The sequence below is a fragment of the Actinorectispora metalli genome (genome assembly GCF_056323685.1).
Genome location: NZ_JBREYE010000001.1, coordinates 2,957,135 through 2,968,003 on the forward strand (window position 1 = coordinate 2,957,135; position 10,869 = coordinate 2,968,003).

9 protein-coding genes are annotated in these 10,869 nt (G+C 71.9%); 8 read left to right on the forward strand and 1 reads right to left on the reverse strand.

What is annotated here, in order from left to right; genetic code table 11:
- Complete coding sequence (sucD, locus tag ACU6XJ_RS13895; protein ID WP_476310752.1) at window positions 1-891, forward strand: succinate--CoA ligase subunit alpha; 891 nt, start codon at window positions 1-3, stop codon at window positions 889-891.
- Window positions 892-947: 56 nt separating this feature from the next.
- Here the strand turns inward: sucD and ACU6XJ_RS13900 are convergent, their stop codons facing one another.
- Complete coding sequence (locus ACU6XJ_RS13900) at window positions 948-2,477, reverse strand: alpha/beta hydrolase (RefSeq protein ID WP_476310755.1); 1,530 nt, start codon at window positions 2,475-2,477, stop codon at window positions 948-950.
- 220 nt (window positions 2,478-2,697) lie between these two features.
- On the opposite strand from ACU6XJ_RS13900, the gene ACU6XJ_RS13905 reads away from it, so the two are divergent.
- From ACU6XJ_RS13905 to ACU6XJ_RS13935, 7 genes are all read left to right on the forward strand, one after another.
- Complete coding sequence (locus ACU6XJ_RS13905) at window positions 2,698-3,357, forward strand: DUF5336 domain-containing protein (protein WP_476310757.1); 660 nt, start codon at window positions 2,698-2,700, stop codon at window positions 3,355-3,357.
- Between the two features lie 74 nt (window positions 3,358-3,431).
- The gene (locus ACU6XJ_RS13910; RefSeq protein ID WP_476310760.1) at window positions 3,432-4,742 is read left to right on the forward strand and encodes a cell division protein PerM; all 1,311 of its coding nucleotides are present in this window, start codon (window positions 3,432-3,434) and stop codon (window positions 4,740-4,742) included.
- 105 nt (window positions 4,743-4,847) lie between these two features.
- On the forward strand, window positions 4,848-5,489 hold the full coding sequence (gene purN / locus ACU6XJ_RS13915) for a phosphoribosylglycinamide formyltransferase (RefSeq protein WP_476310762.1): 642 nt from the start codon (window positions 4,848-4,850) through the stop codon (window positions 5,487-5,489).
- Window positions 5,486-7,099 carry a bifunctional phosphoribosylaminoimidazolecarboxamide formyltransferase/IMP cyclohydrolase gene (gene purH, locus ACU6XJ_RS13920; RefSeq protein WP_476310764.1) on the forward strand — a complete coding sequence of 538 codons (1,614 nt, stop codon included), beginning with the start codon at window positions 5,486-5,488 and terminating at the stop codon, window positions 7,097-7,099. The genes purN and purH overlap by 4 nt, the downstream gene beginning before the upstream one ends.
- Window positions 7,100-7,129: 30 nt before the next feature.
- Window positions 7,130-7,924 carry a class I SAM-dependent methyltransferase gene (locus tag ACU6XJ_RS13925; RefSeq protein WP_476310765.1) on the forward strand — a complete coding sequence of 265 codons (795 nt, stop codon included), beginning with the start codon at window positions 7,130-7,132 and terminating at the stop codon, window positions 7,922-7,924.
- A gap of 293 nt (window positions 7,925-8,217) precedes the next feature.
- Window positions 8,218-9,090, forward strand: coding sequence for a hypothetical protein (locus ACU6XJ_RS13930; protein ID WP_476310768.1), 873 nt, complete (start codon window positions 8,218-8,220; stop codon window positions 9,088-9,090).
- A gap of 86 nt (window positions 9,091-9,176) precedes the next feature.
- Window positions 9,177-10,814 carry a DNA polymerase Y family protein gene (locus ACU6XJ_RS13935; protein WP_476310771.1) on the forward strand — a complete coding sequence of 546 codons (1,638 nt, stop codon included), beginning with the start codon at window positions 9,177-9,179 and terminating at the stop codon, window positions 10,812-10,814.
- Window positions 10,815-10,869 lie beyond the last annotated feature (55 nt).

Sequence of the window (10,869 nt, forward strand, 5' to 3'; positions counted from 1 at the left end):
ATGGCCATCTTCCTGAACAACAACAGCAAGGTCATCGTCCAGGGCATGACCGGCTCCGAGGGCACCAAGCACACCAAGCGGATGCTGGCCTCGGGCACCAACATCGTCGGCGGCGTGAACCCCCGCAAGGCCGGTGAGAAGGTCGACTTCGACGGCACCGTGCTGCCGGTGTTCGCCAGCGTCTCGGAGGCCATCGAGAGCACCGGCGCCAACGTCACCGTGATCTTCGTGCCGCCGAAGTTCGCCAAGGACGCCGTCATCGAGGCCATCGACTCGGGCATCGAGCTTGCCGTGGTGATCACCGAGGGCATCCCGGTGCACGACAGCGCCTACTTCTGGGCGCACGCCGTGGCCACCGGCAACAAGACCCGGATCATCGGCCCCAACTGTCCCGGCGTGATCAGCCCCGGCGCGTCCAACGCGGGCATCATCCCGGCCGATATCACCGGCGCGGGCAAGATCGGCCTGGTGTCCAAGTCGGGCACGCTGACCTACCAGATGATGTACGAGCTGCGGGACTTCGGCTTCTCCACCGCGGTCGGCATCGGCGGCGACCCGATCATCGGCACCACCCACATCGACTGCCTCCAGGCGTTCCAGGACGACCCGGAGACCGCGGCGATCGTGATGATCGGCGAGATCGGCGGCGACGCCGAAGAGCGGGCCGCGGCCTACATCCAGGAGAACATCACCAAGCCGGTGGTGGGCTACGTCGCGGGCTTCACCGCGCCGGAGGGCAAGACCATGGGCCACGCGGGCGCCATCGTGTCCGGTTCCTCGGGCACCGCGGCCGCCAAGAAGGAGGCCCTGGAGGCCGCGGGCGTGAAGGTCGGCAAGACGCCGTCGGAGACCGCTGCCCTGATGCGAGAGATCATGCAGAACTTGGGCTGACGCTTCAGCTGTGGAAAACCCGTGAGCGGCGTTGGTTGCCGCTCACGGGTTTCTCGTTATCGGCTGAAGCCGCCCACCGGCAGCGGGTACGGCCGGGTCGGCGTCTTCGCGCCGGTGGGCCACACGCCGGGGCAGTGCGTGTGCGGTTTCGGCAGCTTCACCTCGAACAGGTACTTCTCGATCTCCTGCTGCGCGCAGGGGCTCAGCCAGTAGGTGCCGTGGCCGACGCCCTCATACCGCAGCAGTTCGGAGTTGGGCACCTGGGAGTGCGCGGTCTCGCTCCACTCCGACACTGTCGCCGGGTCGTAGCGGCTGCTGCTGAACAGGATCGGTGGCGCGTCGGTGATCTTCAGCGGTCCGTGCGGGTTGTTCGGCTTCTCCGGCCAGCCCTGGCAGGCGGTCACCGCGGACCAGCCCAGCGGGTTCACCTTGGTGTGCGGCGCGAGTTCCGCCGCCGCCTTGCGGTGCGCGGCCAGTTCGTCATAGGTGGGTATCGGCAGGTTCCAGTCCAGGCAGAGCACCGACTGGAAGGCATTGGGCAGCGTCCTGGCCGGGAATCGCAGCTGGAGTTCGAGCAGGCCTGCCAGCGCCAGCGGGGTGTCGCCGACCGCGAGGCCCGCGTAGTACTTGGCCAGCGATGGCCAACTCTGCGCGTCGTAGGAGGCGCTGTGCAGTGAGCTCACCAGCGACTCGGGGGTGATCTTCTGCGTCGGGCGCTGCGGGTTGGTGACCTTGCCCTCGGCGGCCTTGGCCATCAGGTGGTCGAAGCTCTTGCGGGTGTCCTTGCCGTACAGCGCGCAGGTCTCGGTGAGATCGCACCAGGAGACGAACTTCTCGAAGATCTCCTCCAGGCCCACCGTCTCGGTGTCCAGGAACGCCTTGGCGCCCGTGAGGCTGTGGTCCATGTTGCCGTCCAGCACCACCGCCCGCAGGTTGCGGCCGTAGCGCTCGGCGTACTGCTGGCCCATCAGCGTTCCGTAGGAGACCCCGAAGTAGCTGATCTTCTCCTCGCCGAGGCCGCGGCGGATCGCGTCGATGTCGTGCGCCACGCTGATCGTGTCGACGTGCTTGATCAGCTCACCGGCGTGCGTGCGGCAGTTTTCGCCGACGTCGTTGTTGTAGGCGCGCAGCGCGTCGTACTCCGCGGCGTTCTGGGGATTGCGCGGGTGGGGTTTGGTCAGCACGTCCTCGTCGCAGCGCACCGCCTTGCTGGCTCCGACTCCGCGCGGGTCGAAACCCACGATGTCGAAGCGCTCCAGCAGGGCTGGCGAGTACACGCCGTCGGCGGACTTCGCCACCGACACCCCGGAGCCGCCGGGTCCGCCGGGGTTGATCACCAGCGAGCCGATCCGCTTGGCGGGGTCGGTCGCCTTGAACCGGGCCAGCGCGAGGTCGACTGTGGTGCCGTCGGGGGCGTTCCAGTCCACCGGCACGGCGATGGTGGCGCAGTCGGCCTTGGGCTGGTCGGCGCAGGGCTTCCAGTCGATGGTCGCGGTCGGGGGCTGGGCCTGCGCGATACCGTTCCCGGCGAAGGCCACCGTGGCGGCCATCGCGGTGAACACGGCAAGCAGGGGGTGCCGTCTCATCCTCTGGGTTCCTCTGGATTTCGGGGGAAAGCGCTGTGCAGGACCTTCGACGGTAGCCGGCGCCGGGACGGCTGCGAACCGCCGAACGCACTAGGCCATAGGTCGGGGTTGGCGCGCCCTCGGCGAGCGTCGGCGAAGGTGGGACGCTAGTGTCCGCGTCACCCGTATCGGTGGTATCCGCCGCCGTCAGATCCGTCGCCTCCCGAGGAGACCAGCAGCGATGTCAGCCCCGTTCGGTGCGCCGGGCAACCCCCATCAGCCGCCCTCAGGGCCGATCCGGCCAGGTTCGGCCAGAACCGAACTCGACTTCGGCAAGATCCTCACCCTGGTCGCCGTCGGCCTCGCTCTGGTCGTGTACCTCATCTCGTTCTTCGACGACGCGGCCACCGTGTTCTCCGACCACGTCCTGACCAGTCCGATGCTGCTGCTGACGGGTCTGCTGCTGGGCCTGGGCCTGATCCCCAGGGGCCCCGACCTCGGCCACGCCGCGATCGTGACCTCGGCGTTGGGCACGCTGGGCCTGCTGCACTTCGTGATCACCGACTCCAACGTCGGCGGCGTCGTGGTGGTCATCTTCGTCGCCGGTCTGCTGCAGACCGGCGCGCTGGTCGCGGGCCTGCTGATGCGGCTGGGCGTGCTCAAGCCGCCGCAGCGCAAGCCCGCCCCCTACCGCGGCGCCCCCGGGCCGTGGCCGCCCGCGGGCGGGCAGTTCCCGCCGCAGGGCCAGTACCAGGACCCCGGCGCGGCGCCGACCATGCGTTACCCGCAGCCGGGGACGCAGGCCCAGGACTTCCCGCCGCCGCAGAACCCCGGCCAGCAGCCCCCGCCCGGTCAGCAGGGCCAGTACGGCCAGCCGGGCACACCGCCTTCGGGCTACTAGCACCTTCGGGGAGTCGTTCCCCACCGGCGGCGTGGCTGGTCCATTTGGCCTAACGCGGGTGCGAAGGTGGCCGGATGACGGCCTTGGCACCTCCGACCATGGGCGCTGCGCCGCCGGACCTCGCGCTGCGGCGGCTGCCGCTGCTGCTGCCCGCGGCGGCGGGCCTGCCGGTGCTTGTCGCCTACGGCGCGCTGACCGGCATCGTGGCGTTGTTCACCCACCTCGCGGGCGCCAGACCCGCCCCGGAAACGCTGCTGCGCGCGGCCGCCGCCTGCTGGCTTGGCCTGCACCAGGTCCCGCTGGTCATCCGGGACGCGCCGCTGGGTTTCCTGCCGCTGCTGCCGACGCTGCTGGTCTGCCTGCTGACCGCCCGCTGGGCCCTGTCCACCGCCCGCAGGCTCGGGCTGCGCACGGCGGAGCACGCCAGGCTGATCGCCGCGTCCTTCGCGCTCGTGCACGGTGTCTTCGGTGCCGTGGCCGCGTTCCTGTTGAGCAACGACACCGTGTCGGCAGCCCCGCTGGCCGCGTTCCTGGGCTGCGCCCTGCTGGCCGGGGCCGCCGCCTTGGGCGGGGTGTTCCACCGCTGCGGTCTGCTGGCGGCCATCGACGACCGGGTGGACGCGGTCGTGCGGCACGGTATCGCCGCCGGGCTGCTCGCGGTGTTCGCGCTGCTGGCGGTGGGCGCGGCGGTGACGAGCGCGGGGCTGCTGCTGTCGCTGTCCAGGGCCGAGGAGCTGTTCGCGCTGGAGGGCGGTGACCCCGGCGGCCTCATCGGGTTGACGCTGCTGTCGGTGGCGTACCTGCCCAACGCCGTGGTCGCCGGGCTGGCCTTCGCCGCGGGCCCCGGCCTGTCGCTGGGCGGGCTGGTGCTCAACCCGCTGGGCATGACCGGCGCCCCGGTGCCCGCGGTGCCGCTGCTGGCCGCGCTGCCCGAGACGAACGCCGTCTGGTGGCCGGTGGTGTTGCTGCTGCCCGCTGCGGTCGGCGCGCTGGTGGGCTGGGTCTGTCGGCACGCCCACGCCGAGCCGCAGCTTCGGCTTCGCGCGGTGGCGACCGCGGCGGGTTTCGTCGGCGTGGTGGCGTTCCTGCTGGCCGCGTTGGGCGGCGGCCGCTTCGGCGGCGGGCGCTTCGATCCGGTGACATTGCCCACGGGGGTGCTCACGCTGGCGCTGTTCTGCTGGGTCGCCATCCCCGGCGGGCTGGTCGCCTGGTTCACGGGCACCCGCGTTCCGGTGGTGCTGCCGTCCATCCTGGACGACGACGAGGTGGCGGAGTTCCCTGCTGAGGCCGAGGAAACGGCCGATGCGGAGGACGAAACCGATGAGGTGCCCGCCCAGCGGGACGGGGAAACAGCGGACGAACAGGTGGCAACCGATCGGGACTGACCTGCCCGCCGAGATCGTTCACCCACCGCTTACGCTGGGCTGACCGCAGCACATGGTGATCCCGGGAGATCCGACGATGATGTTCGACCCGCCGGCGGGCCGCCGGTGCTGAGCGAGCGGGGCGTACCTCTGGTCCTGTCCAACCCGGCCCGGCTGGTCGTTCTGGTTTCCGGTTCCGGCACCCTGCTGCAAGCCCTGCTCGACGAGACCGCGGACCCCGCGTATCCGGCGACCGTCGTCGCCGTCGGCGCAGACCGGGACGGCATCGAGGGCTTGGCCCGCGCCCAGCGGGCGGGGGTGCCGACCTTCGTGCAGCGCCGCAAGGACCACCCGGACCGGGCGGGCTGGGATGCCGCGCTGACCAAGGCCTGCGCCGAGCACGAGCCCGACCTGGTGGTGTCCGCGGGCTTCATGAAGATCCTCGGTCCGCTGTTCCTGGAGCGCTTCGGCGGCCGGGTGCTCAACACCCACCCCGCGCTGCTGCCGTCCTTCCCCGGTGCCCACGCGGTGCCGGAGGCGCTGGCCTACGGGGTGAAGGTCACCGGCTGCACGGTGCACCTGGTGGACTCCGGTGTGGACACCGGCCCGATCCTGGTGCAGGAGGCCGTGCCGGTGCTGCCCGATGACACCGCCGACAGCCTGCACGAACGCATCAAGACCTCAGAGCGGCGGCTGCTGGTCGCCGTCATCGCCGAGCTGGTCCGCACGGGCTGCACGGTGACCGGACGAAAGGTGAGCATTCCGTGACGCAGTCGATTTCCACCCCGGTCGGCGAGGAGGCTGTCGGTGGCCGGAAGCCGGTGCGACGCGCGTTGATCGGCGTCTCGGACAAGGCGGGTCTCATCGAGCTGGCCAGGGGCCTGCGGGAGGCGGGGGTGGAGATCGTCTCCACCGGCGGCACCGCCGCGGCCATCGCCGAGGCGGGCATCCCGGTCACGCCGGTGGAGCAGGTCACGGGCTTCCCGGAGTGCCTCGACGGCAGGGTCAAGACCCTGCACCCCGGGGTGCACGCTGGGCTGCTCGCCGACGTCCGCCGGGCAGGCCACGCCGAGCAGCTGCGCGACCTCGCGGTGGAGCCCTTCGACCTGCTGGTGGTCAACCTCTACCCGTTCGCCCAGACCGTGGCCTCCGGCGCCGCGCCCGAGGACTGCGTGGAGCAGATCGACATCGGCGGGCCGGCGATGGTGCGCGCCGCCGCCAAGAACCACGCCAACGTCGCGGTGGTCGTGGACCCCGCCCGCTATGACTGGGCGCTGGCCCAGGTGCGCGACGGCGGTTTCACCCTCGCCGACCGGCAGGCGCTCGCGGTGGCCGCGTTCCGGCACACCGCCTCCTACGACATCGCGGTGGCCTCCTGGATGGGCAGCGCGCTGGCAGGCGATGACGAGGGCTCGGGCTTTCCCGGCTGGGTCGGTGCGAGCTGGCAGCGCAAAAGCGTGCTGCGCTACGGCGAGAACCCGCACCAGCGCGCCGCCCTCTACACCGCGGGCGACACCGCGCCCGGTTTGGCCGTGGCCCAGCAGTTGCACGGCAAGGAGATGTCGTACAACAACTACGTGGACGCCGACGCCGCTTGGCGCGCCGCCCACGACCACGAGCTGCCCTGTGTGGCGATCATCAAGCACGCCAACCCCTGCGGCATCGCGGTGTCCGCGGTGGAGGGGCCGGACGCGATCGCGGACGCCCACGCCAGGGCGCACGCCTGTGACCCGGTGAGCGCGTTCGGCGGCGTGATCGCGGTCAACCGCGAGGTCACGGTGCCGATGGCCGAGCAGGTCGCGGAGATCTTCACCGAGGTCGTCGTGGCCCCCTCGTTCGCCGACGGCGCGGTGGACGTGTTGTCCCGCAAGAAGAACATCCGCATCCTGCGGGCCCAGCCGCCCCGCCGCGGTGGCTTGGAGCTGCGCGCGGTGTCCGGCGGCCTGCTTGTGCAGACTGCGGACGCCATCGACGCGGCGGGCGACGACCCGGTCAACTGGACGCTGGCCTGTGGTGAGCCCGCCGACGAGCAGACCCTGTCCGACCTGGCGTTCGCCTGGCGGGCCTGCCGAGCGGTGAAGTCCAACGCCATCCTGCTCGCCGCGGGCGGTGCCACGGTCGGCGTCGGCATGGGCCAGGTCAACCGGGTTGACGCGTCCCGCCTCGCCGTGACCAGGGCGGGTGAGCGGGCCAAGGGCGCGGTGGCGGCCTCGGATGCGTTCTTCCCGTTCCCAGACGGTCTGGAGGTGCTGCTGGAGGCGGGTGTCCGCGCCGTCGTGCAGCCCGGCGGCTCGGTCGGCGACGCCAAGGTGATCGCCGCGGCCGAGGCCGCGGGTGCCACCCTGTACCTCACCGGGACTCGCCACTTCGCACACTAGGTGAAAACGGTTCTCAGGTAGGCTGGCGTCATGAGTCTTGGGGAGCTGTTCACCGCAGGGCGCGCGGGATTCGAGCGGTGGTCGCCGCTGCTCTGGGAGCCGTTGGGCACGGCAACCGTGGAGTTGGCCGCGCCGCGACCGGGCGACCGGGTGCTGGACGCCTGCTGCGGTGCGGGCGGCTCGGCCCTGCCCGCCGCGGTGGCGGTGGGCCCGACGGGTCACGTGGACGCCGTGGACCTCTCCCTCGGGCTGCTGGAGCAGGGCCGGGCGAACGCCGCCGCGCGCGGCCTGACCCGGATCCGCTTCTCCCAGGCCGACGTGACCGCGTGGGCAGACGGCCCGTATGACGTGGTGCAGTGCTGTTACGGCGTGTTCTTCCTGCCCGATATGGACCGCGACACCGCCCGGCTGGCCGGGCTGCTCCGCCCTGGCGGGCGGCTGGCGGTGACGACCTGGTCGGAGCATGCGATCCAGCCGATCCCGGAGATCATGGTGGAGGCGGTGAAGCCGGAACTGCCCGAACCGCCGAAGCCGTTGAGCGCCACCACTCCCGCCCAGCGCGTCAACACCGCCGAGAAGGTGCGCTCCTGGCTGGAGTCCCTCGGCCTGGCCGAGGTGTCCGCACACGAGATCACCAGGCGGGTGCCGGTCGACGCGGACCTGGCGTGGGACCTGATGAGCGGCTCCGCGGGCCGCAGGCTCCTGGACGGTCTGGACGAGCCCGCGCTGCGGCGGTCACGTGCCCGGTTCGAGACGCTGAGCCTCGAACGCGGCGTCACGGTGCTGAACGCGGACTCGATCGTGGGCATCGGCGTACGCCGCTGACGCCTCGGCGATCCGGTCCTCCCGAGGACCCGGATGCCGTGTGCCGCAGGGCGACGGTGACACCGCGTTGGGCGACGGTCCGGCCGGCGAAGCCGCCGTCGTGAAGGTCCACCAACCCTCCTCCCATTCACGCGATAGAGGCACCCCCACCTCTTGACCTCCCCACCCCAATCCGGTTTACTAATCCCATCGAACACAAGTTCGAACAGCGAGGTAACTGGCGTCGGGGCTCAGTTAATTCGCAAGCACTGCCGGCTCCCCACGGCGGTGTCGTGCTCAAGGGTGCGTGCACGATGCGTGGTGGAGGTCAGCCGGTGTCCGGTGTGGTGGTCGCAGCGCTTGCATCGCTGGACGGGGTGGTCAGAGCCAACGGGGTGGCTCCGGCTCCCAGCGATGTAGGCCTGGGAAAGCTGCTGCCGGTACGAGCGGAGTTGGCGACCGTGTTGCCGTGGGGCGGGCTGCGCCGCGGCAACACGGTGGCCGTGCACGGATCGCGCGGGTCCGTCGCACTTCTGCTCGCATTGATGGCAGAGGCCACCGCCTCGGGTTCGTGGGCGGGCGTGGTCGGGATGCCAGGGCTGGGTGTGCTCGCCGCGGCGGAAGCGGGAGCAGCGGCACACCGCCTAGCCCTGGTACCACGGCCGGGAAGCGAACTCATGGCGGTGGCCTCCGCACTGTTGGACGGCATGGATCTGGTCGCGATCGCAGGTATCGACGCTCTCAACGACGCGCAGAAGCGGCGCCTGTCCGCCAGGGCCCGCAACCGAAACTCCGTACTGCTCCCCCTGGGCCGCTGGCCGGGCGCCGACATCGAACTGACCTGCACCGAAGCCGTATGGCGTGGCCTGGGCCCAGGCCACGGCCACCTCCAGGAACGCGAACTGTCCGTGCGCTCCACCGGCCGCGGCCCCGCAGCCCGCCCCCGCCACACCCGCCTCCTACTCCCCGCCCCCGACGGCAAAACCGCCCCGGTGAAAACCGCTGTGGCGGCAGTCCAACGCACCCCCGCGACAGCCGCACGCACCCCCACGACAGCTGATCGCGCCGCTGCGACAGCCACACGCACCCCCGCGACAGCCGAACGCGCCCCTGCGACAGCTGAACGCACCCTTGCGACAGCCGCACGCACGCCTGCGACAGCCGCACGCCCAAGCGTCACAGCATGAACAACCCAGCTACAAGGGGAGGGTGGGGGGAGGGGAGGGGGGAAGCCCCCCACCCCACTACCCGAGCCGGGCGCGGGGTGGTTCGGATGCTGGTGGTGTGGTGTCCGGACTGGCCGGTCGTGGCGGCCTGTACGGCGGCCGATCTGCGGTTGACCTCGCGTGCGGCGGTGTTCCACGCCAATCGGGTGGTGGCCAGTTCGGCGGCGGCTCGGGCGGAGGGGATACGGCGGGGGATGCGTCGGCGGGATGCGCAGTCGCGGTGCCCGGAACTGGTGGTGCTGGACAGCGATCCGGTGCGGGATGCCCGCTGCTTCGAGCCGGTGGTGATGGCCGTGGAGCAACTCGCCCCCGGTGTCGAGGTGGTGCGGCCGGGGCTGGTGGCCGTGCCCGCGAGGGGGCCCGCGCGGTACTTCGGCGGGGAGCGGGCCGCGGCGGAGCGGCTGACCGACCAGGTTTCCGGGGCGGGGGCGGAATGCGCCATCGGCATCGCCGACGGGCTTTTCGCCGCGACGTTGGCCGCGCATCGCGGGACGGTCGTCGCGCCGGGCGGGAGCGCGGAGTTCCTGGCGCCGCTGAGCATCCTGGAACTCGATCAGCCCGCGGAGCGACGGGAGAGCAGAGCCGAACTGGTCGGGCTGCTGCGCAGGCTGGGTCTGCGCACCCTGGGCGCCTTCGCCGCGCTGACCGAGCGGGATGTCTCCTCCCGCTTCGGCGCGGACGCGGTGCTGGCCCACCGGCTGAGCCGCGGCCTGGAGGAGCGGCCGCCCGCGCGGCGCCGCCCGCCGCCCGAGCTGACGGTGAGCCAGGTGCTGGACCCGCCGGTGGACCGCGTCGACGCGGCGGCCTTCGCGGGGCGGGCGATGGCCGACAAGCTGCACTCGGGGCTGGCCCGGCACGGGCTGGCCTGCACCCGGCTGGCCATTTCCGCGCAGACGGAGAACGGGGAGGAACTCGTCAGGGTCTGGCGCTGCGCGGAGCCGCTGACCCCGGCGGGCACCGCCGACCGGGTCCGCTGGCAGTTGGAGGGCTGGCTCAACGGCTCCAGCGTCGCCCGGGCCACCCGAGCGGCCGAGGTGTGTCACGCCTGTCGGCAACACCGGCACTGCCGGTGCGGGCCGCGGGCACCGAGACACCGGCCCGGCACGCCGACGGCGGGCATCACGATGCTCAGCCTGGCGCCGGAAGAGGTGGTCGGCGCGGCCGCGCTGCAACTGGACCTGCTGCGCAGCGGCGGGGACTTCGGGGCAGCCGACGAGCGGGCGGGCCGGGCCATGGTGCGGGTACAGGGGCTGCTCGGGCCGGACGCGGTGCTGACCCCGGTGCTGGGCGGTGGACGCGCGCCGCAGGACCGGGTGCGGCTGGTGCGGTGGGGCGATGAGCTCACCCCACAACGCGATCCCGATGCGCCGTGGCCGGGCAGGCTGCCAGCGCCGTCACCGACGACGCTGCACTCGCCGCCGCGGGACACCACCGTCACCGACGCCGAAGGCAGGTCGGTGACCCTCACGCCCCGGGACGCGGTCAGCGCCCCGCCGCATCAGGTGGCAGGCCTGCCGGTGCTGGCCTGGGCCGGGCCATGGCCGGTGCACGAGCGGTGGTGGAACGACGACCAGCCCGCACACACCCGGTTCCAGGTCGTCCTGGATACCGGTGACGCACAGGGACAACTGGCGTTGCTCCTGTGCTTCGACGGCATCCGCTGGTGGATCGAGGGCGAGTACTGATGCGCATGGGAATCGACCCGGTGGTGCGCTCAGGAGGTCCGGTCGGGTTGCGGAG

What these genes read in the sequence shown, in the direction of transcription:
- sucD (WP_476310752.1), top strand. Translation starts at nt 1, where the DNA reads ATGGCCATCTTCCTGAACAACAACAGCAAGGTCATCGTCCAGGGCATG.
- ACU6XJ_RS13900 (WP_476310755.1), bottom strand. Translation starts at nt 2,477, where the DNA reads ATGAGACGGCACCCCCTGCTTGCCGTGTTCACCGCGATGGCCGCCACG.
- ACU6XJ_RS13905 (WP_476310757.1), top strand. Translation starts at nt 2,698, where the DNA reads ATGTCAGCCCCGTTCGGTGCGCCGGGCAACCCCCATCAGCCGCCCTCA.
- ACU6XJ_RS13910 (WP_476310760.1), top strand. Translation starts at nt 3,432, where the DNA reads ATGACGGCCTTGGCACCTCCGACCATGGGCGCTGCGCCGCCGGACCTC.
- ACU6XJ_RS13925 (WP_476310765.1), top strand. Translation starts at nt 7,130, where the DNA reads ATGAGTCTTGGGGAGCTGTTCACCGCAGGGCGCGCGGGATTCGAGCGG.
- ACU6XJ_RS13930 (WP_476310768.1), top strand. Translation starts at nt 8,218, where the DNA reads ATGCGTGGTGGAGGTCAGCCGGTGTCCGGTGTGGTGGTCGCAGCGCTT.
- ACU6XJ_RS13935 (WP_476310771.1), top strand. Translation starts at nt 9,177, where the DNA reads ATGCTGGTGGTGTGGTGTCCGGACTGGCCGGTCGTGGCGGCCTGTACG.